The organism is Pseudoalteromonas sp. CH_XMU1449-3 (assembly GCF_037027245.1).
Classification (GTDB): domain Bacteria; phylum Pseudomonadota; class Gammaproteobacteria; order Enterobacterales; family Alteromonadaceae; genus Pseudoalteromonas; species Pseudoalteromonas shioyasakiensis.
Window position 1 is genome coordinate 42366 of record NZ_JAYMDY010000004.1, and the last position, 26420, is coordinate 68785.

Sequence of the window (26420 nt, forward strand, 5' to 3'; positions counted from 1 at the left end):
AAAAGAAAAAGTTTAGGCACTGACTGATTAACCCTAAATTATTATTTGCGCATAATTTTTAACAAAATATAGCACAATTATGACCGTAATTAATGGTTCTGAAAAGAAAAAATAGTAATAAGGTCTACTTGTTGCTGAAACTGAAACCTATGCTATAACTAGTTCAATTATCAGCAATTTGAGAACGTGATGCGCCATTCATTTATAAGCCAAAAAAGTAATGCATTGTTATTGATTATTGACCTTCAGGCAGGGCTTGAACCGGTAATTAACGACTTTGGCTTAGCTGTTAATCAGACCGAAAAGTTAATAAAAGCAGCTAAAGCTTTAGATATTCCCTATTTATTTACCGAACAAAACCCAACCAAGTTAGGTAAAAGTAGTGAACAGCTTTTACCTTTTATAAGTGGCACTAACTGCCATCACAAAATACATTTTAGCGCATGCCAAGAGGTTCAATTTAACAACCTATTGGCTGGCTTTAACCGTAAGCAAATAGTGGTAACGGGTACAGAGTCGCATGTGTGTGTACTGCAAACATGTTTAGACTTAATTGCCAATGGTTACCAAGTGTTTGTAGTGGAAGATGCCATTGCATCACGTAACGAAAAACACAAAGAGTTAGCAATTAAGCAGCTATCGGCAGCAGGTGCTATTATTACTTGTACAGAAAGTTTGATATTTCAATGGCTAGAAAAAGCAGGGACTGATCAATTTAGAGCATTATTGCAATTAATAAAGTGAACCATGATGCGCATCAAACCGTATTGGCTCGATTAATTGTATTTTTGTATATTATTTAATAATTAAGGCTTTATCTATGACGAGTGTGCGCCGCCTTTTTACTTATTTGTTCCTTTTATTGTTTGTTGAATCTTTAGTTTTGGGTTTTATCTATTCGACCCTAATTACAGGTGTGGTAACCGGTTTATTATTGCTATCTTTACCGCTTTGGATGCTCCATCAATACCCAACGAGCAAATTAACAGCCCATGTTGTGGCTGCCGGTTGCATGATGTTTTCGTTTTTACACATCCAACAAAGCTACGGCTTAATTGAAGTTCACTTTGAAATATTTATTTTAATGGCCGTGTTGATCATGTTTGTTGAATGGCGCGTGTTTATTACTGCACTTGCTTTTGTGGCAGTTCACCATTTGAGCTTTTACTTTTTACAGATAAACGAAGTCGGTTTATACGTTTTTGACCCAGATCGATTGTATTTTAGCACCGTACTTATCCATGCCGTGTATGCCATTGTTGAAGCGATTGTAGCTGGCTACATTGCAAAAACCCTTCATCTTGAACGTAGTTCTGGCTTATCGTTAAGCACAACTACAGAGCAGATAATGGCCGACGAAAACAGCATAAATATTAGCTTAAGAGCGGATGATAGCCACAGTGAAGCCGTGGCGGGTTTTAACCGCTTACTAGGTTTTGTATCGAGCGTGATTAGTGATGTTCAAAGCCAAAGTAGTGTTTTAAAAAACCAGTCTAAACAATTACTTGAAGTACACGACGAACTGCATGAGCAAGCACTTAATCGTGAGCAGCTATCGACGGATATCGCGCAGTCAGGTGAACGAGTCGCCGAAGGCTTTGCTCATGTTGAACAAGAAAGTAATGAGCTACAAACACAGTTTGAGCAGCTCCATTTAAGTGCTACAGAGGCATTAAATGAAGTGGCGAATACAGACAGCAAAACGGCTGAGCTTGCTAATAACCTTCAAGAAGCAGATCAAAATATAGGCCAACTGGTGAGTGCATGTTCGCATATCTCAGAATTACTTAATGAAATTTCGTCAATTGCTGAGCAAACGAATTTACTTGCGCTTAACGCTGCAATTGAAGCTGCACGTGCAGGTGAACAAGGCCGCGGCTTTGCGGTAGTGGCTGATGAAGTTAGAAACTTGGCAACACGCAGTAAAAACACGACGGATAAAATAACTAATACGCTTGAAAGCTTGATGCAAAACAGTGCCTCATCAACCAAGTCTATGCAGGGTAGTGTTGCGCTTATAGAGCAGTTGTCGGCCATTAGTTCGCAGATGAAACTGCAAATTACCGAGATGACAGAGCAGGTGAATGTTGCCGCAAGTAGCTCACAATCGGTTGCTCATGTAGTGCAAAATCAAGCGGGTAATACACGTGCTATTGCCGAGAACTCACAAGCCTTAATTGCTAACCAAGCCAACGACAACTTGATGATTGAAAAGCTCACCGATCGCGTACAGTTAATTGATGTAAGTATCGATGTACTGGAGCAAGGTATTGCTAAATTCAAATAGCAAATGGCTGATAATGGCAACTCTACTTTGGGTTGCCTCTGTAGCATTAGCCTTGGTGTTTGCTTATTCTCAACAAGCAAGCACCTTTGATCCAGATAAAAAGCTAGCCACAGCTAATTGGTTACCTGCTTTTCAACAAAGTATGGGGCTTGACATCAACAATGCCGATACCTTGTACATTATTGATGAAAATACCTGTGTATGCTCAGAGCGCTCACAACCGCACATAACAAGCCTTAGCAGCTATGCAGCAGAGCAAGGTATTGAAGTAATAAAACTTAAACCAACATCTGCGGTTGCTGCAATATTACCCGCTCAACCTGCCGCAGTACTTGTTTCAGAAAATCAACAGCTTGTGTATGCAGGGCCATTATCAAAGGGACTCGCCTGTTCAAGTCAGAATGGCTTTGTTGAGCTAGTAATCGCAAACTTACGTGCGGGTTTTAATAGCCAGTTTATTAACTCAGATGCTGAGGGGTGCTATTGTGAGATTAATTGAGCGAGGAAAGTAACGAAAAGAGGCCAAAAATATTGGCCTCTGACTCTATAAAATTATTGAATTTGGCCTCGTATCTCACCGCTTGGATTTGCAGGCGTATGAATGTTTACATAATGACCGCCTGAAGCTAAAACTGAAAAGATATCGGCATCTATCATTAAGCCTGTGCTGCTCATCCAGCGATTCATATCATCACTGTCTTGTACAAGAGGAGCTAACACAGGGCCATTTTCACCGGCTACACCGGTATGAATGTGTGCAGCAGTTGCATCGATTACACCCGATGTTAATACTTGCAGCTCAACACTGTAATCATTGGTATTCACTAGCGCATAACCATCACCAGATGCATCCGTTGTGACCGCGGGTACTTCTTGTTCACCAGAAAGCGGGAAGGTTACAAACACGTAGTTGTCGGTAAGGATTTGACCACGTAGTTCACCACCTGGGTTAGCTGGAGTATGCACATTAACGTAGTGACCACCTGATGCGAGTACTGCAAAAATATCTGCATTGATCATGGTGTTTTCAGGTGTTTGCCACAGGTTCATGTTATCGCTTGACTGCTCTAACGCGGCAAGAACGTCGCCATTGGTGCCTATACGACCTGTATGAATGTGGGCAGCAGTAGCATTACTCACACCTTCGGTTAACGCTCTTAATTCTAGATGGTAATTATCCATATTGACTAAGGCATAACCACTACCTGATGCCATCGTATCAACCGCAGGAACTTCTTGCATACCACTGAGTGGGAAAGTAACGAGCTGATAGTTATCAGTTAGGATCTGACCTCTAATTTCGCCACCCGTGTTAGCAGGCGTATGCACGTTAACGTAATGACCACCTGATGCAAGTACCTCAAATATCTCTGCGTTGATCATGGTATTTGCTGGTGTCATCCACATGCCTGCGTCAGTTGTTGACTGCTCAAGTGCAACGAGTACGTCGCCATTCGTGCCAATTCGGCCAGTGTGAATGTGTGCACCTGTTGCATCATCAACACCCATTGTGTTTACTAATAGCTCTAAGGCATAGTTATCCATGTTGATTAATGCATAACCTTCACCACTTGCATCAGATTCGATGGCAGGAACTTCTTGCTCACCGCTTAGTTTAAAACTCGTAAAGCCATAGTTACTGGTTAGGATTTGCCCACGAAGCTCGCCGCCAGCATTAGCAGGTGTATGAACATTGACATAGTGACCGCCAGAAGCCAGCACTGCAAAAATATCTGCATTGATTTGCGTGTTGCTTGGTGTCATCCAGACGTTACTGTCGTCCATTGATTGTTCAAGAGCTACTAATACATCGCCATTAGTACCGATACGACCTGTATGAATATGCGCAGCACTTGCATCGTCTAAGCCTGACGTGACAACAGTAAGCTCTACACTGTAGTCTGTTGTATCAACAAGGGCATAACCATCACCATCAGCCATGGTGCTGACCATAGGCACTTCTTGTGCACCACTCAAGTCAAAGGTCGCAACTGCATAGTTGTCTGTTAAGATTTGGCCGCGAATTTCGCCACCGGCAAATTCAGGCGTATGAACATTAACATAGTGACCGCCGTCTAAAAGTACTGCCAGAGTGTCGCTGTCGATCATGGTGCCTTCTGGTACAACCCAGTCAGTCATGACTTCGTCGTCTTGTTCTAAAGTCACGAATACATCACCATTTGAGCCTAATTTTCCTGTATGGATGTGAGCTGCTGTAGCGTCATCAACACCCATAGTCACCGCACGAAGTCGTAATTCTGTCGTGGCGCTATCATAAGATGCATAGCCGTAACCCATTGCGTCACTGTCGTTCATAGGCACTTGCTGATCGCCATTTAAAACAAACGTGATGATGCTGGTTGTATCAGGCACAATTTGCGCACGAAGTTCGCCGTTTGCATATTGTTCGGTATGAAGGTTAATGTACCAATCGCCATCTATTAAATCAGCGATCAAGCTTTCATCAAGGTCGGTAATTGCGACTTCATACATACCATCGGTAGTGGCTTCAAATGCAAAAGCAACATCACCATTAGCGCCTAAATCACCGTCGTGTATGTGTGCTGCGCTAAAACCGTCGACTGAGCTTGCATCAAGTGTTGCACGAAATTGCATTAAACTTTCGTCAAGCTCTACCGTTGCAGTCGCTGTTTGCATTGAGTCATTCATTGGCACTTCTTGTTTGCCACTTAAAGTTACAGAATAGGTTTTACTTGGAGTGAATTCTTGAACTGGGGGAGGTGTAACAACTTCGGTATTATCGTCATCATCATCGCTACACGCGGTGAGAAAAAGTAAGCTGCTAGCCAGAAGTATGTATTTCATCGTTCTTCCTTATATCTTTGTATGTTCGGACGTTACGACGTGTCCATTCAATAAGGCTTACGGCTGGTGTTTAAAAAGCGATCACAAAAGGTTATTCAAAAGTTAAAAACTGGTTTTTTAGTATTGGTTTGTGAAAGAGGGGATTAATAGTTAAAGTTTAATATCGATAACCTTAAAGGAAGATACATGCTTAGCAACATAAAAAGTTTTGGGTAGTAAATGGGTACGGATTGTGCATCTATTTTGTTTTCAAAAGGTTTATAGCTAAACGTCAAAAAATTAACGATAGGAAAACTATGCAGCTAACTTCGTACACATCTTCATTCCTAAAAGAGCCATTATTAGATCAGCAAAATAAAAATGAGCTAAACCCAGCAAGTGAAAAAACAACAGACCTTCAAGGCTCTAAACAACTAGAAGCGGGCGTTGATTCTGATCCACAAGCAGAAGCTCAATCAAAGACATCACAAACACAACAAGAGCTAGTAGTAAAAATAAAGGAGTTACAAAATAAGATTAATAGTTTAAAAAGCAACAAAGGCCTAGCTCCAGAACAACGAGAAAGTGAGTTACTAGAGCTTAATAAACAACTTGATGAAGAAATAAATGCAGTCCAGCTTGCCGTAAAAAGTAATGTTTCTACGATGATAAACTCATTGTTTGCTCCTACTTCTAGTAATCACTCTGGTATGCTGTTTAACAATAAAGCCTAAGTTTAAGGCAAAGCGCTTGTTCGCAGTTACTTTGCCAATTGAATATTTATAAGTCCGCTAAATCACATACTTTGTAAGTGAGTAGATGAGAGTACATATAAAGGTAAATAGGAAGAACCATTTTATGTGAACTGTTATTGGTGACCCGCGTTTGGCTGTTCTGATCATAGTGACTGGGTAATCATACTCAACAAGTGTCTTGAAGAGCTCAGGATGTTCTAAGCTCCAGTCATTTAAAGGAATTGAATCACCATAGCGAGTTTTAAAAATAACAGAAAATAGATAGGCACGCCTAGGTTGTGGATCGTTAATATCGTAGCCGCTTTTGGTGCGTGTAAAATTCCATATGGCCTCAACATTAAGTAAATCTTCTCTTTTAATTGTTCGTGGTTTTCTGTCATCGAATAAAAGTGCAGGCAGGTAAACCTGTTCTTGGTTTATTTTAATTTCGCACAACGGGGATTCATGGATGAAATAACGCTTATTGGCAATAAACATCTGAACTAAAAAGTAACTGAGATAAGTAATGATCACAGCGGCAATTGCACCTGCACCGGATTGTGTTTTCCAAACAAGGTGGCAAGCAATGATGAATATAGCACCAGTGATTAATTTTGCTTTGAATTTCTGTGCTTTAGGTAAAGGGACTGCGCATCTCAAAATAGGTATTTCAGGTTGCACTTTCGTTTTTATGAAAGTCTGAAAAAAGATTGAGTTAAAGTTATCACGGGTTAATTCAAAAGTAGGCGCTTCCATGTGTCCTCGATTACATATTTAGTATTAGGGGGTAAAATAGCAAACGCAGTGCTTTACTATCAACTAAAAACACCAGATTTTGTTTAAGTTTGGTTGGAGCATAACTTGCTTTTTATTGGTATAGTAAGTTACTGATAAATATGTAAATGTGAACTGGTGAAATGATAGATTATTTTCTTATTATTTTGATGGTACTTTCGGCTGTTTTATTTTTGTTTGTAATGGTTTTGTTTATCTTAGCTCCAAAATACGCAAAAAAAGAGCTTTTCATAAACTACTACGGCGGAACAGGTGCAATTTATCATGGTTTTAAGCTGTTCAAAGTTGAATCCTATCGGGAAGATAAAGAGTGGGCTTGTAAAGCCATTAAATACTCATCTATAGCAATTGTAGTAATCTTTTTCATTATGGTTTTTTTAATAAAATTGAATGGAGTTCAACAGAGCTAGGAGTCGGTTCTTGTTTTTCTTTCGTGGATTATGGTTAAGCACTATGCCAAACAACGTAACAGCTTTATTCTGAGCTAATCGTAGAGACTCAAGTTAAATGGTGGAGTTACTATGAGATATTTAATTTTTATCCTTTTATTCCAAAGCGGCATTTGCATGGCGTTACAGCCTATATCTGAATATTGTGAAGATTCTGATTTGTTACTCAGTTTTGCTGGTGATACCTTTGCAGCAACAAATTGTTTGGCTTATGGGTTTAATGCAGAGAATGCGTTCTTTTCTAAAGCTATTAATACAAGTATTAGATTTGAAAAAATTAAGCCTGCAATTGATACGTTTGTCAAAATTGTCAATACCGATGGAGGGTCATCCTTTGACAAACAAGAAGTTTTTTATAAGTACGTTGGGGAAATAGATAGTTTCTCAGTGCCTCTATTTGCGAGCTATGATGAATTCGAAGATGCTAAAGCTTCATTAGTATTTTCGATTAACTACACAACTAGTTGTAACATATCAGTGTTAGATTACAGTGGAGGTGATAAATTTATGATTGGATATAAACTAAATCGAATGACTGATGAAGGTAAATACAACTATGATTATTTGCATATAGAGCTCCCTAAAGAAGCAAAAATAAATAAAGCGGATAGTGATGGCTTAATAGATGCTTTTTGTCATAATGATTTAAGCTTTAAAAATAAAGAATAATGGTAAGTAGCTTTTATCTATCCAAAGAGGTCGAGCTACATTTTCCTTCTAAATCATAATGACCAATGCAGTTTAGTCTTTAGTTGAGGCAAATATGAAAGACCTTTAGCTATGTAGGCTGACCGTTGTATTGATAATCCATAATCTCGATTTTGTTTTTCAAATTTAATGAGTGTTTTTATGAAAGTCTTTGGAAAACTATTTTTAGTTATCTTTATTGTATTAACTTTATTTTGGTACATAACAAAAGATGCTGGTGTATTTATTAAAAATCAGTTTGAGCCTTTTTATTTTCACTTTGATACAGAATTTAGTTCAATAAGAACACAGGAAGGTGTTGCTTACTCTGAGTACACTTATGATCAAGGTTTTAAATCAGTATTGATTGGCGCCGGAGATGAATTTGAAAGTGGTACTTTATTTTTTGACGGTGGGCTTTTAATTATAGAAGTCAGTCTTTTTGAAAAGTTTTTGGGTTTTTCTGATTATTGCCTTATTTCAGCAAAGTTTAGAGGAGAGAAGGTATTGGTTTTGAAGACGAGCGCTGAATATGCCGGTGCTGAATTTGGAGGGAAAGTCAATTATAAGTGTAATTTTGATAAGTAAAGAGACATGGTTATCTCTACCATCATCATAAAAAATGTACACCAAAATTTGAGAATACGGTTAAGCTTTACTTTCCCTAACTGAATTATGAAAACCATTTAAATTTAAGCTATTAGTTGAGAGAAAAATACAAGCCCAGACCTCATATGTGCATATCGCACACTTGCATAATTAATAAAGGAATATAGGTAATTCAATGGAGCAATCTTCAAATAACAAAGCATTAGCCTGCTTTATTTTGTATGGTGCACCCCTTGTACTTTTAGCTAAACATGGCTGGCAATTAGGTATTTTGATGTGCTTATTGTTTTTGGGTAGCTATAGCTTTTTGCCCTACATTAAAAATATTCGTAGTAATGTCAGAACATTAGATAAGCATGTTTTTGTATCGTATATTGTTGTAATTGCTTTATTTGCAGCAGTTGATATGTTTTCTAAACCTCATTACTGGAAAACTATTACCATTTTGATACTTGGATTTCTTTCACTAGTCCAATTGAAAAAGTTGCAACAATATTTTTTAGAAATGGGATGATTATGCATACTAAGTGGGGTTAAGTCTTACTGTTTTACAAATTTTGATGAGCAAATTACTTTAGTTATTAGTGACAGTCAGGACTTAAAACTTACTCTAGGTTTAAAGCACTATTTTCATATAAACCAATAGGGTCAGGTATTTTTTTGCCTATTAGCTCGTCCAATGTCATATAAGCAATGGTTTAATAGAAGTTCTCAACGTGTAGGGCATTTTACGATGGGCAAGCACAAGCTCAAGAATGGCTTGAAATCGGCAAAGTGTTACCCCTATTTGGAAAATCTAAAGCAACATCAAGCCTTAAGTTTGCGCTATTTGTCGAGCAAGGAAAAGAATTGGATGATTATTTTAATTACACTATTCGCGTGTTAGTAAGATTGTTGCAAAGGCAGACCTAACCCCTAGATGCTTGCTGACACTGCTACAATTTCAATGACTCCAGCAGGTAAATAATGGACAAAATATTAGAAAAATTTTTACGAAAGCGTAAGCATGCAATCAAAGGCCCGGTAAAATATAAAAATATTTTTGAGGATAATATTGTTAGAATTACTTACTATATTGAGCATGGTAAAACCCAGGGGGAAGAGTTTTCTAATGATCGATTACCTTTTGCTCCTTGGGAAAAGCTTAATATTGAACTGTCAGGCCAATGTAAAATTTACGAAAATATTGCACAAGCTGGTTTAGTTAATGACAGTGTGATTGATACTGAGCACTTAAGTTATTATTTAAATTATGGATACTATGAATTAGCAATTGTGCATATAAAACAAAAGCGCTGTGTTATTCGCTTCGGGGAAGATAATGAAAGAGTGATATCACCTGGAAGTGTATTTCAATTAGCTACAGCTGTTTTATTACATCAGTATGATTATGCGCAGCAATTTTATAAATTATTTCAAAATGGTTACATGAAAAATTGGATAAACCGTTCGAAAAGTCATATAGGTGACTTTATTATCCTGTTGTTTGATAAGGTAGAAGGTGGCAATACCCTAAAACCGATCGTAGATGATTTTGCTTATCAAGCTATTTTAGATAACTGGGATAGTACAGACTTAACAAAAGTTACCGCTTATCTAAATCAGTTATGTGATGATCAAGTCGCTCAGGTTGCATCACCACCGAGTAAGATGTTTTTTGAGTTCGATAATATGAACTGGCAATTTACGCCTTATGCTGCACTTATGCTGCTAACGCTAAGAGCACAACATGGCCTTGAGAACCCTGATTTTGAGCACCCTGGTTTTGGCAATGTTACTTCTTTGCTATTAACGCAGCCTGTAGCCCCTAAAAAAGATGAGGTCCTTGAACAGCTTGTAGTCAAGTTACATGAGCAAGGCTTTGATGAAAAAGCGTTACTAGCGTAGTGTGTGATGAGACTTTATAAAACTCTAAATCTACTAAATCTAAAAGGGTCAGGTCTATCTTTTTGCCTTTTAGCTAGTCCAATGTTGTTTATAAGCAATGTTTAATAAAAGTCATCAAAATGCTGGGCATTTTATGATGGAACAAGCATAAGCTCCAGAATGGATTTAAATCGATAAAATGTTACCCCTTATTTGGAAAATCTAAAGCGATAGCAAGCCGAAAATTTGCGCTATTTGTCGAGCAAGGAAAATAATTGGGTGATTATTTCAATTACACTATTCAAGCGTGAGTCTGGTAGTGGCAAAAGGCAATACCTGACCCCATGTGTGCTCAACCTGGGGGCCTTGCTGCTACAGGTGTCTTAGAAACATATGCAGAGCACGCAGGTATAACAATAGTGATTAAGGAGTACACAGGTCAATGAGTTTATATTTAAATATCAACTTTTTGCCCCAGAGCTTTCCCAAAGCGTTAGCGCTTTGGGAGTTGGCTGATTTAAGCAACGGCCTCATTCAGCATGAGCAGTTAACTAAGTTAGTTAATATCAACAAAGGCACAACCATAAAAGTTGAAAACTTTATTAAAAGCAAAGCAAAAGATATAAAAAAATCTGATATTTTTTCAATTACGCATCCGAGCCCAGATATAAATATACAGGGAACGCATTATATAAAATTTGGACACCTTTCAGATTGGCGCATAGATCAGTTAATCATCAAGGGCTTTGATAACTTAATTCGAGCCCGCGACACTTGGTGGAAGCCATTGTTAAATCATCCTAATTTCTTAATGGCGCGTTTGATGGATCAAGATTATAACACGAAACAAAATGATGATTCAGTATGGGGTTATGAGTTAAGCGGTTGGTCCCATGAATATTTACCTAAAATAGGTAATGGGCTACCACCGCCATTAGATGAAACAATTATTGATACCCGAGTAAACCCAGGTCATTGGCGATTTAAACACGGTTATATAGAAGGGGTAGCCGCGCAAATGTGGCTAGGGGATGCATTTTTTAAAGCGGTTAATCTTGAAAAGTCTGCTTTAAACGGTGTGCCTTGGTTAGAAGTGAATGAATTAGCTAATGGCGTAGTACATTTAAAGGCGTATGACACAGAGTTCAATAGTGATCAAGGTGAACAACGAGAGCTGCAAATTAAGTTACGTAAACTATTATTTAGTCACTCAACCTATACAGATGATGCTGATTTTAAATTACTGCAAGAGTTTAACCCTGTTAGCAGCATACAAAAGTGATTTATTTAACGTTTTATATACGTGGGGGATATGTGATCAAAGTTAGGAAACTAATGGGTTGTACATGGTACGATTATTTCATTGCTTAACCCATGGTCACGTACTATCACAGAGCGGTAGTGATTGGCATATACAGTGTTTATGCATATCAGACTACCCAAAAAGTTACTTATCACTATCAATATAACAGCAATAGTGGTAGATGGTCTTGTACTATATATTCAGGAGATGGTAAATGTTAAGGTCCCTTTTTCTTTGCTTTTTATTTTTTAGTTTTAGTTTACAAAGCAAAGTAGTGTTCACTAATATATATTCTTTGCTAGGAAACTCTGACAAATATTTAAATAAGGAAGTCAAATTTTCTGGCTATCTTGTGAGGAATACTGGCGGGATTTATGAGTTATATCCCTCAAAGTCAGATAGTGAGTTTTTTCTCAAAGATAGATATTTAGATGTCATCACCTTCTATGATGGAGTCAATTTACTTGATGCTTGCGTGCAAAGCTATGTGTTTATAAAAGCTAGATTTACTTTTCATAAAGATAATTCTGAAAGACGAGTCTTAGATAAGGTCTCTTTTGTTCATAAATATGATGAAAACGAAAAGTACACTAAGTTTAGTCCTTGCTATATAAAAAATAAAAAGTAAGCGTTGAGATCTAGTATAATAAACCAATAGGGTCAGGTATTTCTTTTTAGCTAGTCCAATGTCATATATAAGCAATGTTTAATAGAAATTCTTAACGTGTTGAAAAGAGTTGGGTGATTATCTTAAGCTTCATTTCTCCTACTCAAGCGCGAGTCGGGTAGTGGCAAAAAGCAAGACCTGACACCGTGTGTGTAGGTTCTTGTTTTCTCTTTCGTGGATTATGGTTAAGCACTATGCCAAACAACGTAACAGCTTTTTTCTGAGCTAATCGTAGAGTTTCAAATTAAATGGTGGAGTTACTATGAGATATTTTATCTTTATCCTTTTATTCCAAAGCGGCATTTGCATGGCGTTACAGCCTATATCTGAATATTGTGAAGACTCTTATCTGTTAGGCCGAATCGGAGGTGATATTTTTACAGCAAACAAATGCCTAGTATATGGTTACACTGCTGAGGATATGACTTTCTTTAAGAATAGAAACACAAGTATTGAATTCGATGATATTAAACCTTCAATAGAAAAGTTTATCAATATTGTCAATTCTGAAGTAGATTCATTTTTAGATAAACAAAAAGCTTTTGATGAATACACTGGAGTGATAGATAGTTTCTCAGTGCCTCTATTTGGGAGCTATGATGAATTCGAAGATGCTAAAGCTTCATTAGTATTTTCGATTAACTACACAACTAGTTGTAACATATCAGTGTTAGATTACAGTGGAGGTGATAAATTTATGATTGGATATAAACTCAATCGAATAACTGATGAAGGTAAATACAACTATGATTATTTGCATATAGAGCTCCCTAAAGAAGCAAAAATAAATAAAGCGGATAGTGATGGTTTAATAGATGCTTTTTGTCAAAATGATTTAAGCTTTAAAAATAAATAATAATGGTAAGTAGCTTTTATCTATCCAAAGAGGTCAAGCTACATTTTTCCTTCTAAATCATAATAACCACTTCAGTTTAGTCTTTAGTTGAGGTCAAAAAAGAAAGACTTGATCCCATTTTGTGTTCGTTCGATATTGTCTCGGGGAAAAGAAACCAGCATGGTTCATACGGCAACTTCGGCCCATAGATTAGCCATAGGAGATTTAGTTAATGTATGAACTTTATTTTCAGTCTGATTTTTCAGGCACCAGGCTTGGTTTTTATTTTTCACTTGTTTGTTCTGTTCTATTAATATTGTGCTGCCCGAAGATAAAATACTGGTACGAAAATAAACTACAGTTTGAAAAGAAAGTTAACTTCTGGTTTGGCTTCTTATTTGTATTTGGCTTTTTTGTAATGCAGTCACTGTCATTTTATGGTCTAGCATTAAAATCTAATGACATAGATTCTGGAGATTATTCTACAGTTGAAGGAACTATTGAAGATATTCAAATTGTTGAAAGAAATAGTAGAGAAGAGGCTTTTACTGTTGATGGAGTACGCTTTAAATACAATGATTACGGAACAGAAAACTCCTTTTTTGCGAATAGAAAGCATGATTCAGATACAATCCAAGAGGGGCGAGTTGTTAAAATTGCTTACCTTAGAGAAGGAAATGAAAACCTGATTTTTGAGTTGAGTGTCAAAAAGTAAATGTTAGCAAGGATGTGCTCTTTTTAACTCAAGCAAACAACTGCTGGAGGCGTTCTATCAGAGCTCCAAGGGGGGTAAATTTGAACATAGTTTTATCACTGCTGCTATTAGAAAGGTGTTGGGAAAATTCAAACCAATGCAACGTATGGGCGTGTAATAATCCAAGCAATTGCTGGGGGACTGTGGATGTGACCACAACAAACCAAGCTCAATATAGTGAAGATTTTTATTAGTATGAGTTTTTTTAAAGATGGAACCTTAATCAACGATAATTTAATTGATTATTCTACTGAAATTAACTACGAGTCACAAACAGTGATTGGTAGCAAGTCTCACTTTCGGGTATTGGGTGGTTTTGGGAATAAAGGGGTCATATGCGAAGTATAATTTTTTTGGTATCGATAATCCTAAATTTTGTATTAATTTATATAGCTTATGGTTATAACCATGATAAGAATGGGGTTTTTATTCTAGCTAATCCTTATGAAAGAAAGTGTCTAATGGACTGGAAATCTAAAGACCCAAACGTTTCTTATATCAAAGAACATAAAGTGAGCGGTCCTGAGCCTTTTAAGGAAAGTGTCATATTGGAGTTTGGAGGCTACCCTTCAAATGTATCTTTCGAATATGAGTTTTCCTCTTGTTTTAGTGATAGTTTTACTTGGGTAAAATCACTAGAAGAGTTAGATGTTACGGTGGAAATCTTCAAGTCTCAGTCAAAAAGTGTTGGATTCTATAAACCTATGGATTCAGATAGAATACTTGTTTATGGAGATCATGATCACTAAGGGGCCTCAATAGACTTTTAATCTAGAAAAATAGTTGCAATGGGTTAATTTAGCACTTTCTGATTTTGTGTAACTTCCTTTGGTGAAATGAACAGTCTAAACAAATTTGAAGGTTATTTTAAAACCAATAGGGTCAGGTCTATCTTTTTGCCTTTTAGCTAGTCCAATGTTGTTTATAAGCAATGTTTAATAAAAGCCATCAAAATACTGGGCATTTTATGATGGAACAACCATAAGCTCCAGAATGGATTTAAATCGATAAAATGTTACCCCTTATTTGGAGAATCTAAAGCAACATCAAGGCGTAAGTTTGCGCTATGTGTCGAGCAAGGAAAAAGTTGGGTGATTATTTTAAATTACACTATTCGCATGTAAGTAGGATTGTGGCAAAAAGAAAAACCTGAGCCCATGGTTGCATCCGAGACGAGGGAAGACATATGAAATTCCATTACGCTAAAAAAACGTTAACATTATGCCTAGTATTGCTATCGTTTGCTTCCTTTGCAAATCCTTTAACGACGAACCTCACATGTACTCCAAAAGAAAGCAAGATTCCATTGATTGTTAAGTTGGACAAATCATTAACAGCAGAATCAAATGAGTATGTTTTCCACTATCAGAATAACTTTTCTGGTTGGTTATTTGAGTCATTCCTGTTTATTGGCAAGGTTAATGGTGACTACGTTATTGTCAGTGCAGGAAGTGGACTGGCGAAAAGGACGACCTATATCACAAAGGCTGAATACGTCCGCATACGTAATAATGTGATAAAAAGTACAAGCTATAAAGTTAGTAGTCCGATTACAGAGAACCAAGAATTCTGCCAGTATTTCGATATCGATGGTAAAAAAAGAGTTGTCTTAGATGAAGAGAATTCAGACCCTATGTTGAGGAAGCTAAGAAAAGAGCTTGATGCACTTATCATTTATCGTAAAGAATGAGAAAAATAGGGTCGCGTCTTACCTTTTTCCTAATTATTGCGGAAAAAAAGCTATTAAGTGTGCAGCCAATCCCAGTAGAACTGCGCATTTTCTAACAGCAGACTGTGCAATTTATGTTGGTGCTACTAATGGGTCAAACACAAGCTCCAGAATGGATTTAAATCGGCAAAGTGTTACTCCAATTTGGAAAATCTAAAGCGATAGCAAGCCGAAAGTTTGCGCTATTTGTCGAGCAAGGAAAATAATTGGGTGATTATTTCAAGCTGCACAATTCAAGCATGAAGTATGATAGTGGCAAAAAGCAAGACCTGATCTCTATGGTTCTTATATGAATTTTATAAAGTTAGTATTCTATATCATAATGTCAAAGCGAGCCTTTATAGTTATAGGTATGACTATTGGGGCTATTATTTATTATTTTACAGGAAGTTATGTATATTCAATTAGTGGTGGTCTTTTGTTGTACATATTTTCTTATTGGAATTTCTTTGGTCCTGTAAGCCTTGCTGTTAAAAGAAGTATTGTAAGGTTAAAGAAAAGGGATTTTGCTATTGATACCTATAGTTTATTTTTTTCGAATGAAGTGAAAGACTTTGGTATTTTGAAAGAAAATTGGTTTCATGGTTATGGTTATATTGACCATTTTACACGTCTTTATAAGACTCAAGTAGTAGAAAAAGGTATTGCATTTTACCCGATGACTATCCCTTATTTCCATGTATATATTATACCTTGGGGCACTATTAAAACCGTTGGTCTAAACAGGGATTTCTGTGTAGAGAGTAAAGTAAACTCTGAAGAAACTCTTGAAATCAGATTTAAAGGTAGTGAAAGAATTTTTTACCAATAAGTTCAGATATGCTTAAGGTGATAAATGAAAATTTAAGTAAATAAACAGTATTGGCGCCTCGGCCTTCTTTCTCAATAAAAAGCTATCAAATGCGCTGTTAATCCCAGTAGAACTGCGCATTTGCTAACAGCAGACTGTGCAATTTATGTCGGTGCTACTAATGGGGCAAGCACAAGCTCCAGAATGGCCTTAAATCGATAAAATGTTACCCCTTATTGGGAAAATCTAAAGCAACATCAAGGCGTAAGTTAGCTGTAATTGTCGAGCAAAGAAAAGAGTTGGGTGATTATTTTCAATTACACTATTCACGTGTAAGTATGATGTAGTGGCAAAAAGAAAGAGCTAACCCTATGGTTTTATGATTAACAATGCTAGTTCAGCACTTCTCTCTGAAGTCTTCGGCAACTTTTTTAAAGTCCCTCATAGTGCTGTGATTGCGGCATTTCTCATGTGCGTCATCTTTAATTATTGCCATTACCAGATGAGCATCTTCGTTCATAAATCCATAAGTATAAACGATATAAGAGTCTGACGTTTTCTTTTTTTCCCAAGTGTCAGGGCAAGAAATACCTTCTACATAAACGTGTAAATGATGAACCTCTGCTTCTTCGATACCATCTGGTCTTTCAAATGGTGCGTCTTTACCTAAGTAGTGTGGCTGTTTAATCCCAGAGAAATAAGCTTCAAGGTCAGCTCGAAGAGGCTCAAGTTTAAATCCATATTGCTCGATGCCAGCTTCAAGCTTTGCACTAAATTCAACGCTTACTTCCATGTTTAACTCTTTAGTGGATATTAAAAATATTATTCGTAACTGAATCTGCAGCTGTAAAAAATTCAACTGAAGCATTGAATTCATTACTATCAGAGGCCACCACTTGGCCTTGAGCTGCTTTCAGTACTCTTAATATGTTCGAGATGTTCTTACGAAGTTGAGCCGTTTTTGCAACGAGCGACTTGATACTTTGATGAATATCAGCGCCATAATTTGCGTAGATATCTTCATTATGCTGAGCCCAGTTTCTTTTTAAAAACTGTGAGATAGCTCTCAATACAGCATCTGCCGATTCCAAATCAGCCATATTTTCAAAAGTACCAGCTTCTAGATCATCGGCATTAGCGATTTCAAAGTAAGCTTTCTTAGCAATTAAAAGTGTCTCGTCCAAATGAGCTAATTTCACTTCAAACTTATGCTTTAGATCTACGTTGCAAACCTCTTCCTGAGCTACAACAGCGGTAGAATTAAATAACTCGGCTTCGTCATGTGCAGTAGCTGCACTCAAAGCACTGGAAACCAAAGTTGCTAACAACATAACAGTCCCCTTAATCATAGCGATACTCCTAGTATAGCGCATTAAACTATCCAAAGTTACTTGGGTTACATAGTAACTGAGGTGCGCGAATTATCCATGTATTGAGACAGAAAACAAGAGTAAATTGATAAAAACAGATAATATATTGTACTTTTTTTAGCCTTAACCTGTTCTTAATTTATTCTTATATTGGTCAATTACTACAAACTTACATTAGCAGGGGATTGATATTTTGATCAAGTAGTCATAAGTATTTTCGTTATATTTAAAATTAATAGCTGGAACTTCTCATAATTATTGAGCTAAAAGAACAACAGGCTCAGGTCATTCTTTTCGCCTTTTGCTTATTGAGAAAAACCAGATATGTTCCTGACGATTACGAGTTTCTGAAGCGTTGGCGACTCTGTTTTTACATCGCCCAACGCTCTGTATCTGAGCCATCCCCTCTTTTTCATTCAACTCCAAACTAAACCCTCTCAAAAAAGTTAAAAATTTTTTCTTTAGCCGCCTTTAACTAACTGCCCAAATCGTAAGGGAAAATTTTTAGCTGTGTGCCATTTAGGAAATTTTGGTATAAAAGTTATGCAAATATTGTCTATAACACTATTGCGAACTATTACCGTTTAGATTAATATGCTGACCATCAAGAGAAATGAGAGTGGTTTGCATTCATGTATATCTGTTTATGTCATGGTGTGACTGATAAAAAAATCGAACAAACAATTGATGATGGCGCTATGACGATGCGCGATTTATCTAAAGAGCTGCAAGTGGGTAGCCAGTGCGGCAAGTGTTGTGGTTGTTGTAAAAAAATACTTAATCGCAAACTGATCGAAATTGCAGATATCACTGAGCAAGTAGCTTAATTACTTGCTCTTAAGCATGCGTGCTTAACAATTTTTCCTTCGTTTAATTCTTCTAATTTATCCCCATACTTACGAGTTTTTATTTGCTTTTAACCCCTTCATTTATTAGGGTTATAACAAAGCAGATACGTGTATCACACGGTCATTGGTAGGAAGCCATGATAATAGACTCTTCAAAATCACTTTTTTGTGCAGTACTCATTTTAATCACCGCGGGCTGTGCGCAGTTACCTTCACGAGAGTCCATTCAACCAAGCTATGCCATTGCAGCGGATACACCCAGTACCATAGGAGATGCAGTGGGTAATAATCATCCTGGGTTATCAGGGTTTTATCCTTTAGCAGATGGGGTCGATGCCTTTGTAGCTAGGTTGGCACTCATTGATTCTGCAGAGCACACTATTGATGTGCAGTACTATTTATACCACAGACAGCAAACCACCATTTTATTTACGGCCTTTTTATTAAAAGCCGCAGATAGGGGAGTAAGAGTTCGCTTGTTGCTTGATGACTTATCGCAAGCCGACAGTGAGCTTGATTTAGCAGCACTGGCTGTTCACCCTAATATTGAAGTTCGATTATTTAATCCATTTCCTAACCGTCGTTTTAGAGCGCTTGGTTTTGTTACCAACTTTAGCCAGCTTTCTAGACGCATGCATAACAAGAGCTTTATCGTTGATAATCGGATTTTTATCACCGGTGGGCGCAACATAGGTAATGCGTATTTCTCGGCTGAAGATCATTCTGAATTTATTGACTTAGATGTGATGAGTGTTGGCGAGATTGTGCCAGAGGCATCAAAAGCATTTGATCTATATTGGAATCATCAGCTGTCTTACCCTGTTGAAGATTTACACGGTGAGCGTGATGAGCAATCACTTATTGATATCACTAAAACTTTATCGACCTATGTTGAGCAAAATCAGCAGAGTAATTACGTTGAACAGTTACGCGAAAGCGCCTTTGTAAAACGCTTATTGCACGATGAAATAGAATTCGATTGGCAAAAGTCTGTGTTGTTTTATGATCACCCTGATAAGGTGATGAACGACGTCAGTGAAAAATCGGCCAATATGTCGCCAATGTTGTTTAAAGAAATGGGTGAGCCGAAACTAAAAGCAATTATTGTGTCGCCTTATTTTATTCCTCGTGAGCAGGGCGTTAAATTACTAACCAATTGGGCAAAGCAGGGCGTTGATGTCACTGTACTGACTAATTCTTTAGCAGCTACCGATGTATCCGCGGTGCATGCTGGTTATAAAAAGTACCGAGAAGATCTCGTAAAAGGTGGGGTTAAGCTGTGGGAGTTAAAACCCAGTGACTTAATGGCCATTAAGCGCAAAGCGGGGCGTAAAGTAACTGGGTCATCACAAGCAAGTTTACACGCAAAAACCATGACCTTTGATGATGAAAAGATTTTTGTGGGCACCATGAACCTCGACCCTCGCTCGCTTGATTTAAATACCGAGATGGGCGTATTAATCGAAAGCGAAAAGCTTAGCCGCTTTTTGGCCCATTGGGTTGATACGCAAATGCCTGAATATGCCTGGAAAGTTGAGCTCAAAGATAATGACTTAGTTTGGCTCGATACCGTGAGTAATGAGCAGTTTGATGAAGAACCACAAACGTCTTCGTGGCGACGCTTTCAAGTGTGGTTTATTTCGTTATTCCCTATCGAAGATGAGCTATAAGCCATTCCTTCAGTATTTATACCTAAGCCCAACTTTTTAGTTGGGCTTTTTGTTTTCAGCCTTTAGTTGTTAACCATTTCGGGATAAAAAAAGGCGTTTGAGCGTACACGTGTAAACCCATTGTATTCAAGTGCTTAGCGTGCAAAGAAAAAATAAATATAAAAAAATGTTAAAAAAACTGGTTGGACCAATTGATCTATTGCTCGTTTTATGACGTAATGTAGGTATTACTATCTGGTCGGATGAGTTTATTATGAGCTTACGTACAAAATTAAAAAAAGTATTACCTAGTATTTCAATTACAGAACAAGAAGCGTTAGATGCGGGTGATGTTTGGTTAGAAGGTTCAATCTACCAAGGTAAACCTGACTTCGATGCACTTCGTGACGTGCCAGCAGCTAAGCTGAGCGCTGAAGAGCAAGCATTCTTAGATGGCCCAGTGAAAGAATTATTATCAATGATTGATGATTCTGAAATTCAAAACGGTGTTCATCTTCCTGACTACATTCTTGATTTCTTGAAAAAAGAGCGTTTTTTCTCGCTTATCATTCCTAAATCATTCGGCGGTTTAGAATTTAGCCCTTATGCAAACTCTACAATCGTTGCGACTATCGCGACTAAGAGTTCTGCGGTTGCGGTAACCGTGATGGTTCCTAACTCATTAGGCCCTGGTGAGCTATTACTTCACTTTGGTACTAAAGAGCAACAAGATCACTACTTACCACGTCTTGCAAATGGTCGTGATATTCCATGTTTCGCACTAACTAGCCCAGAAGCGGGTTCAGATGCGGGTGGTATTCCAGATATCGGTGTTGTTAAACGTGGCCAGTTCAATGGCGAAGAAGTATTAGGTTTAGAAATTACCTGGGACAAACGCTACATCACACTTGCGCCAATTGCGACAGTATTAGGTTTAGCATTTAAAGTAGTTGACCCTGACGGTTTACTAGGTGGCAAAGAAAACCTAGGTATTACCTGTGCGCTTATTCCTAAAGATCACCCAGGTGTTGAACTAGGTAATCGTCATGATCCTATGGGCATCCGTTTTTACAACGGTACGACTCGCGGCGAAAAAGTATTTGTACCAATGGACTTCATCATTGGTGGCCAAAAGAACATCGGTCGTGGCTGGCAAATGCTGGTTAGCTGTTTAGGTGCAGGCCGTGGTATCTCATTACCTGCACTTGGTGTTAGTTCATCACAAGTGGCATTCAAAGGTGCTTCTGAGTACGCAGCAGTGCGTGAGCAGTTTGGTCTGGCGATTGGTCAATTCGAAGGTATCCAAGAGAAGCTTGCTGATATCGCAGGTAAAACTTACCTTCAAGAAGCAATGCGTGTATTAACAACAGAAGGTTTAGGCATGGGCTTAAAACCATCAGTAGTTACTGCGATTGCTAAATACCACATGACTGAAATTGGTCGTAACGTGCTTGATTCAGCAATGGATATTCAAGCAGGTAAAGCAATTCAAAATGGTCCGCAAAATACATTAGCAAGTGGTTATGTTGCACAACCAATCGCAATCACGGTTGAAGGTGCAAACATTCTTACTCGTAACCTTATGATTTTTGGTCAAGGTGTAATGCGTTGTCACCCTTACCTGCAATCTATGGTTGAGTCTATCCACAGCGAAGACAAAAATGCAGATAAAGAATTCAACAGCATCTTACGTAAAACAGTGGGTTACAGCGTAGCTAATAGCTTACGAGCTTTCCGTTTAGGCGTATTACCGTTTACTGCGGGTGCTAAATCGTCACTACCAGAAGTACGTGAATACGAAAAAGCAGCGCATAAATTATCTGCAAAACTTGCAGTTTACGCTGACTTCTCGTTATTGGTACTAGGTGGCAAACTTAAGCAAGCAGAAATGTTATCTGCACGTTTAGGCGACGTAATGAGCTTCTTATACGCTGCTATGGCATCGATTAAATACTACGAGCAAAAAGTAGCAAGCAGTGAACGTGAGCAAGCTGCGCCTTACTTCCACTATGCGACTCGCTTTGCACTACAAAGCGCTGAAGAAGCATTGCATAAGTTCTTAGATAACTTCCCTGCAAGTGGTACTCGTAAGTTTATGCGTTTCATTACGATGAACTACTCAATGAAAATGCCTAAGATCAGCGATGATTTAATCCGTGAACTTGCGACTCAAGCGCAAATGGATACGGCATTTAAAGCGCAAATCACTCACTTGGTTAACCCAATTGAAGGTGATGGTCATTACATCAATGAGCAAGCGTACAAAGCGAAAATGGCGTGCCTTGATTTACTTAAGAAAGTTAAAAAAGCTCTGCGTGCTAAAACTATTAAGCCGGGCGTTCGTTTTGCAGAAACGCTTGATAATGCACTTGTTGCAAGTGTTATCAACGAAGAAGAATATGCAAAACTGATTGATTACAACAAGAAGCGTGAAAAAGCGATTCGTGTTGATGAGTTTGACTTTGATATGAACCTACTGGATGACAATGCAAAGCCAGTTAACCCACTTAAAAGTGTGGTAAACGAGTAATTCAACAATGCAAGTCCTGAGCAGTATTAGGACTTTATCTTCGAAAACCCGTGCTTAGCACGGGTTTTTTATTGCCTATAGGCCGTTGTGCCAATAGCCAATATCACCTACCATTGCCATCGGTTTATATAAATTACAGAGCGTTATGGATCTTAGGCAATTCGTTACTTGTCACTTTTCAAATATTACAGAGCTACAGCAAGCTGCATCAGTATGGAGTGGATGCGGTGAGATTATTCGTTGCCAAATGAATGGTGCTGCTGCGGTAATTAAAGCGATTGAAGTGCCTAGTCAGATCAATCATAGTCGTATAAAACAAAGTGATTTTGCACTTGCCAGAAAGCGCCAATCTTACTTAGTCGAATTTAATTGGTATCGGCATTACGCTAAGCAATTACCCCATGAAGCTGCGGCTATCCACTGTATTGAGGCAATACAAGAGGGCAGTAAACAAGCGCTGGTATTTAGTGATTTCAGTGCGCTTGGCTACCAGCCTGCAAGTGCTACACACAATGACATTGAAGCAATTATAAACTGGCTTGCACACTTTCATGCTTTTCATTTAGCAAGCTCTGCCGATGGCCTTTGGCCGCGCGGTAGTTATTGGCATTTAGCAACGCGGCCTGATGAGCTACAACGCATGAGCGATTTAAGCTTAAAAGCGCAGGCGCACGCTATTGATATTGCGCTGAGTGAGTCACCATATCAAACGTTAATTCATGGTGATGCTAAGCTTGCCAATTTTGCGATTGCGCCACAAAACCAGCATGTTCTTGGCTATGATTTTCAATATGTTGGCAAGGGTGTTGGGGTGATTGATGTAATGTATTTTTTAGGCAGTTGCTTAGATGATACGGCATTAAAATCAGTTGCAGATGACTATTTAAATCGCTATTTTGACACCCTCATACAGGCACTAAAACGTTATCAACCGAATGTAAACCCAGCGCATGTTGTTAGCAGTTGGCGAGCGCTTTGGTGTTACGCATGGAGCGATTTTTATCGCTTTTTAGCAGGTTGGAGCCCTGATCATGCAAAAATAAACGGCTACATGCAGCAGCAATTTGTAACGTATTTAAAAATAAAGGATTAGCAATGAATAAGCCAATGCGATTTGCCATTATCGGCTGTGGTGCTGTAACCGAAGTGAAAAGCGGCCCTGCTTATCAACAAGCAGAAGGTATTGCGCTTATTGGGGTGACACGCCGCGACTTAGAAAAAGCCCATGATTACGCTAAACGCCATAATGTCGCAAAGGTGTTCGCATCGCCAAGCGAACTCATTAACGATACCAGTGTTGATGCAGTGTATATTGCCACACCGCCAGATAGCCATAAAGCGTATGCTCTTGAGGTTGCTGCGGCAGGTAAACCGTGTTGTATTGAAAAGCCACTGACGCCAAGTTATCAAGACAGCCTTGATATTGTCGCAGCGTTTAAAGAGGCTAAACAGCCGCTATTTGTGGCTTATTATCGCCGTTCATTACCACGCTTTAATCACGTTAAACAATTACTTGAGCAAGGTGCGATTGGGAAGCCTCGTCATGTAAGTTGGCATTTAAGTAAAGCAGCTAACGCCCTTGATTTATCGGGTGAGTACAACTGGCGCACAGATCAAAATGTGGCACGAGGAGGTTACTTCGACGATTTAGCCAGCCATGGTCTTGATTTACTTGCCTACCTTTTAGGTGACTTTAATAAGGTGCATGGTTTATGTGCTAATCAACAGGGCTTATATTCAGCATTCGATGCTATTACCGCGCACTGGCAGCATCAATCTGGTGTTACCGGCACCGGGAGCTGGAACTTTGCTTCAGCAAATCGTTTTGATGATGTGATGATTTATGGCAGTGAAGGCGAGCTTAGCTTTAGTGTGTTTGACGAAAAACCGATTGTGCTTAACAACGCACAGGGCAAACAACAGTTCGTAATTGATAACCCTGCGCATATTCAACAATATCATGTTGAAAACATGGCGAACTATTTTCATGCTCAGCAACCTCATCCATCAACTGGTGAGAGCGCACTACACACAAGTTGGGTTATGGAGCAGATTTTATCGGCTTAGTGCTCAAACGCTGCATTGAAGGCATTTACAATTTGTGTGTTTTCACCTTCGTGAAATAACTCCATCAGGCGCTCACTAATTAATGTGCGTACCTTTTCAGTTTTAAGCGCTTTATTGAACAGCGCGATTGCTTGTTTGCCGACCTCTGTTGGTGAACAAGCAATATAACCAAACACGGCGGCTTTTTCTGGTTTAAGGCTTATATAACGAATACTACTCAGACCGGGGAAACGTTTATAACGGTTGCTAAATACAGTTTGGTATTCTAAAACGGCATCAATTTTATTTTGAAATAACATTTGCCCGAGCCTTGGTGCATTTGTTGCCCCATCGAGTATAAAAAAGTGCTCATCATTTAAACGGACAAACTTATCAATCTCTTCTGAGTATGAACGGCCTTTAGTGACGCCAATTGTTAAGTCATAGTAATAGATAGCTTGTAGTAGGGTAATAGCGTCTGGAATGGTGGGCTTATTAAATACCACCAGTTTATTTGAAGGAAATGCCATCAGAGGGTACTGACTAAACACAGCATGAGCTTCACGCTCTGGAGTTTTTAATTTATTGTACAAGCAAACATTGTTCATTTTTCTTAATTGCTGCCACTCTCTTAAGCGGCTTGCAGGTATAAAATGTAGGCTGATTTCATCGCCTAATTCAGCTGCGGCAGCCAGCAAAAACGTGGTGGCCTCATTTTCAGGGTTACCGCCATCTTGCGGAACAAAGTCTGCCATAACTTGAATATCGAGTGTTTCACTGTGGACCGGTAGGCAAATACACAAAAGTAGTATCGAAGTGAAGATAAACGTTTTCATTACTGCAGGCCCAAAATAAATAAAATGTTAAACATTGCCGGTGCGTGTTGTTGCAAAAAAATTAATATTTGCAGCTGATAGTGTAATTTTAGACCAATTTAAAGAATTAATGCGATGAACATGCATTTTTTGCAGTCGAGAAGACTATTTTGCGCTAAAATAGGCGTAATTTATCTCATTTAGGTTCTACTTATGTCTATCCATGTAATTACTCATCCGTTAGTTCAACACAAACTTGGCCTTATGCGTGCAGAAGGTATTAGCACTAAAAGTTTTCGTGAGCTGTCGTCTGAAGTAGGTACTTTGCTTACTTACGAAGCAACAAAAAACCTACCATTAGAAAGTGTTCAAATCACAGGGTGGGATGGTTCAACATTAGATGTAGAACATATCAAAGGTAAAAAAATTACTGTTGTGCCTATTCTTCGTGCCGGCCTTGGTATGATGGATGGTGTTATGCAGTTATTACCTGCTGCAAAAGTAAGTGTTGTTGGTCTTCAGCGTAACGAAGAAACATTGGAGCCAGTGCCTTATTTTGAAAAGTTGGTTGGTAAAATTGATGAGCGCTTAAGCCTTGTTATTGACCCAATGCTTGCAACCGGTGGTTCAATGATTGCAACTATCGATATGCTTAAAAAAGCAGGCTGTAAAGATATTAAAGTGATTGTATTAGTAGCAGCACCAGAGGGCGTAGAAAAAACCCTTGCAGCCCACCCAGATGTTGAAATTTTCACAGCATCTTTAGACAGTCATTTAAACGAAAAAGGATATATCATTCCAGGCTTAGGAGATGCCGGTGACAAGATTTTTGGCACAGTGTAAGGCGCTCAC

At 38.4% G+C, this 26420-nt stretch carries 27 protein-coding genes; 22 read left to right on the plus strand and 5 right to left on the minus strand.

All coding sequences use genetic code 11. The annotated features are described in order from the left end of the window. The first annotated feature begins 189 nt into the window (after positions 1–189). The 3 genes from WA256_RS06535 to WA256_RS06545 all read left to right on the plus strand — a co-directional run bounded on the left by WA256_RS06535 (position 190) and on the right by WA256_RS06545 (position 2786). Positions 190–744, plus strand: a complete 555-nt coding sequence (locus WA256_RS06535; RefSeq protein WP_062565747.1) for an isochorismatase family protein — start codon at positions 190–192, stop codon at positions 742–744. Positions 745–820: 76 nt separating this feature from the next. Beyond that, positions 821–2287 carry a methyl-accepting chemotaxis protein gene (locus WA256_RS06540; protein WP_335989950.1) on the plus strand — a complete coding sequence of 489 codons (1467 nt, stop codon included), beginning with the start codon at positions 821–823 and terminating at the stop codon, positions 2285–2287. A gap of 13 nt (positions 2288–2300) precedes the next feature. Continuing rightward, a complete protein-coding gene (locus tag WA256_RS06545; RefSeq protein ID WP_335989952.1) occupies positions 2301–2786 on the plus strand; it encodes a DUF6436 domain-containing protein in 486 nt (161 codons plus the stop codon). Between the two features lie 53 nt (positions 2787–2839). On the opposite strand, the gene WA256_RS06550 is transcribed toward WA256_RS06545, so the two are convergent. After that, positions 2840–5113 (minus strand): CHRD domain-containing protein, encoded by a 2274-nt coding sequence (locus tag WA256_RS06550; protein WP_335989955.1) that lies wholly within the window; start codon positions 5111–5113, stop codon positions 2840–2842. 296 nt (positions 5114–5409) lie between these two features. Between WA256_RS06550 and WA256_RS06555 the strand changes: the two genes are divergently transcribed. Next, positions 5410–5826 carry a hypothetical protein gene (locus WA256_RS06555; RefSeq protein ID WP_063529948.1) on the plus strand — a complete coding sequence of 139 codons (417 nt, stop codon included), beginning with the start codon at positions 5410–5412 and terminating at the stop codon, positions 5824–5826. Positions 5827–5883: 57 nt separating this feature from the next. Here WA256_RS06555 and WA256_RS06560 read toward each other — a convergent pair whose 3' ends face one another. Next, complete coding sequence (locus WA256_RS06560; RefSeq protein WP_335989959.1) at positions 5884–6582, minus strand: hypothetical protein; 699 nt, start codon at positions 6580–6582, stop codon at positions 5884–5886. Between the two features lie 161 nt (positions 6583–6743). Here WA256_RS06560 and WA256_RS06565 point away from each other — a divergent pair, with 161 nt between their 5' ends. The 12 genes from WA256_RS06565 to WA256_RS06620 all read left to right on the plus strand — a co-directional run bounded on the left by WA256_RS06565 (position 6744) and on the right by WA256_RS06620 (position 16331). Continuing rightward, positions 6744–7031: a hypothetical protein gene (locus WA256_RS06565; RefSeq protein WP_335989961.1), complete on the plus strand. Its 288-nt coding sequence runs from the start codon at positions 6744–6746 to the stop codon at positions 7029–7031. A 111-nt stretch (positions 7032–7142) separates the two neighbouring features. Further along, positions 7143–7739 carry a hypothetical protein gene (locus WA256_RS06570; protein ID WP_335989964.1) on the plus strand — a complete coding sequence of 199 codons (597 nt, stop codon included), beginning with the start codon at positions 7143–7145 and terminating at the stop codon, positions 7737–7739. Between the two features lie 180 nt (positions 7740–7919). Then, positions 7920–8345 carry a hypothetical protein gene (locus tag WA256_RS06575; RefSeq protein ID WP_062565740.1) on the plus strand — a complete coding sequence of 142 codons (426 nt, stop codon included), beginning with the start codon at positions 7920–7922 and terminating at the stop codon, positions 8343–8345. 196 nt (positions 8346–8541) lie between these two features. Beyond that, entirely contained in the window at positions 8542–8880 is a 339-nt protein-coding gene (locus WA256_RS06580; RefSeq protein ID WP_062565739.1) for a hypothetical protein, read from the plus strand. A gap of 452 nt (positions 8881–9332) precedes the next feature. Beyond that, positions 9333–10253, plus strand: coding sequence for a hypothetical protein (locus WA256_RS06585; RefSeq protein WP_335989968.1), 921 nt, complete (start codon positions 9333–9335; stop codon positions 10251–10253). A 421-nt stretch (positions 10254–10674) separates the two neighbouring features. After that, positions 10675–11514, plus strand: coding sequence for a hypothetical protein (locus tag WA256_RS06590; protein ID WP_335989971.1), 840 nt, complete (start codon positions 10675–10677; stop codon positions 11512–11514). Between the two features lie 235 nt (positions 11515–11749). Next, complete coding sequence (locus WA256_RS06595) at positions 11750–12163, plus strand: hypothetical protein (protein WP_335989973.1); 414 nt, start codon at positions 11750–11752, stop codon at positions 12161–12163. 301 nt (positions 12164–12464) lie between these two features. Next, complete coding sequence (locus WA256_RS06600) at positions 12465–13058, plus strand: hypothetical protein (protein WP_335989975.1); 594 nt, start codon at positions 12465–12467, stop codon at positions 13056–13058. A 211-nt stretch (positions 13059–13269) separates the two neighbouring features. Further along, complete coding sequence (locus WA256_RS06605) at positions 13270–13752, plus strand: hypothetical protein (RefSeq protein ID WP_335989977.1); 483 nt, start codon at positions 13270–13272, stop codon at positions 13750–13752. 500 nt (positions 13753–14252) lie between these two features. After that, the gene (locus WA256_RS06610; RefSeq protein ID WP_150114719.1) at positions 14253–14540 is read left to right on the plus strand and encodes a hypothetical protein; all 288 of its coding nucleotides are present in this window, start codon (positions 14253–14255) and stop codon (positions 14538–14540) included. A gap of 437 nt (positions 14541–14977) precedes the next feature. Next, on the plus strand, positions 14978–15481 hold the full coding sequence (locus WA256_RS06615) for a hypothetical protein (RefSeq protein WP_335989983.1): 504 nt from the start codon (positions 14978–14980) through the stop codon (positions 15479–15481). A gap of 328 nt (positions 15482–15809) precedes the next feature. Beyond that, positions 15810–16331, plus strand: coding sequence for a hypothetical protein (locus WA256_RS06620; RefSeq protein WP_335989985.1), 522 nt, complete (start codon positions 15810–15812; stop codon positions 16329–16331). Between the two features lie 376 nt (positions 16332–16707). Here the strand turns inward: WA256_RS06620 and WA256_RS06625 are convergent, their stop codons facing one another. Together WA256_RS06625 and WA256_RS06630 are read right to left on the minus strand one after the other, a co-directional pair. Further along, on the minus strand, positions 16708–17103 hold the full coding sequence (locus WA256_RS06625) for a type II toxin-antitoxin system YafO family toxin (RefSeq protein WP_335989987.1): 396 nt from the start codon (positions 17101–17103) through the stop codon (positions 16708–16710). 10 nt (positions 17104–17113) lie between these two features. After that, positions 17114–17641, minus strand: coding sequence for a hypothetical protein (locus tag WA256_RS06630; RefSeq protein WP_335989989.1), 528 nt, complete (start codon positions 17639–17641; stop codon positions 17114–17116). 671 nt (positions 17642–18312) lie between these two features. On the opposite strand from WA256_RS06630, the gene WA256_RS06635 reads away from it, so the two are divergent. The 5 genes from WA256_RS06635 (at position 18313) to WA256_RS06655 (ending at position 24774) form a co-directional block, all read left to right on the plus strand. Continuing rightward, a complete protein-coding gene (locus WA256_RS06635; protein WP_054554573.1) occupies positions 18313–18507 on the plus strand; it encodes a (2Fe-2S)-binding protein in 195 nt (64 codons plus the stop codon). Positions 18508–18665: 158 nt separating this feature from the next. Continuing rightward, positions 18666–20198, plus strand: coding sequence for a phospholipase D family protein (locus WA256_RS06640; RefSeq protein WP_335989995.1), 1533 nt, complete (start codon positions 18666–18668; stop codon positions 20196–20198). A 253-nt stretch (positions 20199–20451) separates the two neighbouring features. Next, a complete protein-coding gene (locus tag WA256_RS06645) occupies positions 20452–22707 on the plus strand; it encodes an acyl-CoA dehydrogenase (RefSeq protein WP_286260664.1) in 2256 nt (751 codons plus the stop codon). A 145-nt stretch (positions 22708–22852) separates the two neighbouring features. Next, positions 22853–23800 carry a phosphotransferase gene (locus WA256_RS06650; RefSeq protein WP_335989999.1) on the plus strand — a complete coding sequence of 316 codons (948 nt, stop codon included), beginning with the start codon at positions 22853–22855 and terminating at the stop codon, positions 23798–23800. Between the two features lie 2 nt (positions 23801–23802). Next, positions 23803–24774: a Gfo/Idh/MocA family protein gene (locus WA256_RS06655; RefSeq protein WP_335990001.1), complete on the plus strand. Its 972-nt coding sequence runs from the start codon at positions 23803–23805 to the stop codon at positions 24772–24774. Here WA256_RS06655 and WA256_RS06660 read toward each other — a convergent pair. Then, positions 24771–25589: an ABC transporter substrate-binding protein gene (locus WA256_RS06660; protein WP_130167654.1), complete on the minus strand. Its 819-nt coding sequence runs from the start codon at positions 25587–25589 to the stop codon at positions 24771–24773. The genes WA256_RS06655 and WA256_RS06660 overlap by 4 nt on opposite strands. A 192-nt stretch (positions 25590–25781) precedes the next feature. On the opposite strand from WA256_RS06660, the gene upp reads away from it, so the two are divergent. Then, the gene (gene upp, locus WA256_RS06665; RefSeq protein WP_054562437.1) at positions 25782–26411 is read left to right on the plus strand and encodes a uracil phosphoribosyltransferase; all 630 of its coding nucleotides are present in this window, start codon (positions 25782–25784) and stop codon (positions 26409–26411) included. The last annotated feature ends 9 nt before the right edge of the window (positions 26412–26420 follow it).

Excerpts from the sequence above, each read along its gene's own strand:
- WA256_RS06535 (WP_062565747.1), top strand. The coding sequence starts at position 190 with ATGCGCCATTCATTTATAAGCCAAAAAAGTAATGCATTGTTATTGATT.
- WA256_RS06540 (WP_335989950.1), top strand. The coding sequence starts at position 821 with ATGACGAGTGTGCGCCGCCTTTTTACTTATTTGTTCCTTTTATTGTTT.
- WA256_RS06545 (WP_335989952.1), top strand. The coding sequence starts at position 2,301 with ATGGCAACTCTACTTTGGGTTGCCTCTGTAGCATTAGCCTTGGTGTTT.
- WA256_RS06550 (WP_335989955.1), bottom strand. The coding sequence starts at position 5,113 with ATGAAATACATACTTCTGGCTAGCAGCTTACTTTTTCTCACCGCGTGT.
- WA256_RS06555 (WP_063529948.1), top strand. The coding sequence starts at position 5,410 with ATGCAGCTAACTTCGTACACATCTTCATTCCTAAAAGAGCCATTATTA.
- WA256_RS06560 (WP_335989959.1), bottom strand. The coding sequence starts at position 6,582 with ATGGAAGCGCCTACTTTTGAATTAACCCGTGATAACTTTAACTCAATC.
- WA256_RS06565 (WP_335989961.1), top strand. The coding sequence starts at position 6,744 with ATGATAGATTATTTTCTTATTATTTTGATGGTACTTTCGGCTGTTTTA.
- WA256_RS06570 (WP_335989964.1), top strand. The coding sequence starts at position 7,143 with ATGAGATATTTAATTTTTATCCTTTTATTCCAAAGCGGCATTTGCATG.
- WA256_RS06575 (WP_062565740.1), top strand. The coding sequence starts at position 7,920 with ATGAAAGTCTTTGGAAAACTATTTTTAGTTATCTTTATTGTATTAACT.
- WA256_RS06580 (WP_062565739.1), top strand. The coding sequence starts at position 8,542 with ATGGAGCAATCTTCAAATAACAAAGCATTAGCCTGCTTTATTTTGTAT.
- WA256_RS06585 (WP_335989968.1), top strand. The coding sequence starts at position 9,333 with ATGGACAAAATATTAGAAAAATTTTTACGAAAGCGTAAGCATGCAATC.
- WA256_RS06590 (WP_335989971.1), top strand. The coding sequence starts at position 10,675 with ATGAGTTTATATTTAAATATCAACTTTTTGCCCCAGAGCTTTCCCAAA.
- WA256_RS06595 (WP_335989973.1), top strand. The coding sequence starts at position 11,750 with ATGTTAAGGTCCCTTTTTCTTTGCTTTTTATTTTTTAGTTTTAGTTTA.
- WA256_RS06600 (WP_335989975.1), top strand. The coding sequence starts at position 12,465 with ATGAGATATTTTATCTTTATCCTTTTATTCCAAAGCGGCATTTGCATG.
- WA256_RS06605 (WP_335989977.1), top strand. The coding sequence starts at position 13,270 with ATGTATGAACTTTATTTTCAGTCTGATTTTTCAGGCACCAGGCTTGGT.
- WA256_RS06610 (WP_150114719.1), top strand. The coding sequence starts at position 14,253 with ATGGACTGGAAATCTAAAGACCCAAACGTTTCTTATATCAAAGAACAT.
- WA256_RS06615 (WP_335989983.1), top strand. The coding sequence starts at position 14,978 with ATGAAATTCCATTACGCTAAAAAAACGTTAACATTATGCCTAGTATTG.
- WA256_RS06620 (WP_335989985.1), top strand. The coding sequence starts at position 15,810 with ATGAATTTTATAAAGTTAGTATTCTATATCATAATGTCAAAGCGAGCC.
- WA256_RS06625 (WP_335989987.1), bottom strand. The coding sequence starts at position 17,103 with ATGGAAGTAAGCGTTGAATTTAGTGCAAAGCTTGAAGCTGGCATCGAG.
- WA256_RS06630 (WP_335989989.1), bottom strand. The coding sequence starts at position 17,641 with ATGTTGTTAGCAACTTTGGTTTCCAGTGCTTTGAGTGCAGCTACTGCA.
- WA256_RS06635 (WP_054554573.1), top strand. The coding sequence starts at position 18,313 with ATGTATATCTGTTTATGTCATGGTGTGACTGATAAAAAAATCGAACAA.
- WA256_RS06640 (WP_335989995.1), top strand. The coding sequence starts at position 18,666 with ATGATAATAGACTCTTCAAAATCACTTTTTTGTGCAGTACTCATTTTA.
- WA256_RS06645 (WP_286260664.1), top strand. The coding sequence starts at position 20,452 with ATGAGCTTACGTACAAAATTAAAAAAAGTATTACCTAGTATTTCAATT.
- WA256_RS06650 (WP_335989999.1), top strand. The coding sequence starts at position 22,853 with ATGGATCTTAGGCAATTCGTTACTTGTCACTTTTCAAATATTACAGAG.
- WA256_RS06655 (WP_335990001.1), top strand. The coding sequence starts at position 23,803 with ATGAATAAGCCAATGCGATTTGCCATTATCGGCTGTGGTGCTGTAACC.
- WA256_RS06660 (WP_130167654.1), bottom strand. The coding sequence starts at position 25,589 with ATGAAAACGTTTATCTTCACTTCGATACTACTTTTGTGTATTTGCCTA.
- upp (WP_054562437.1), top strand. The coding sequence starts at position 25,782 with ATGTCTATCCATGTAATTACTCATCCGTTAGTTCAACACAAACTTGGC.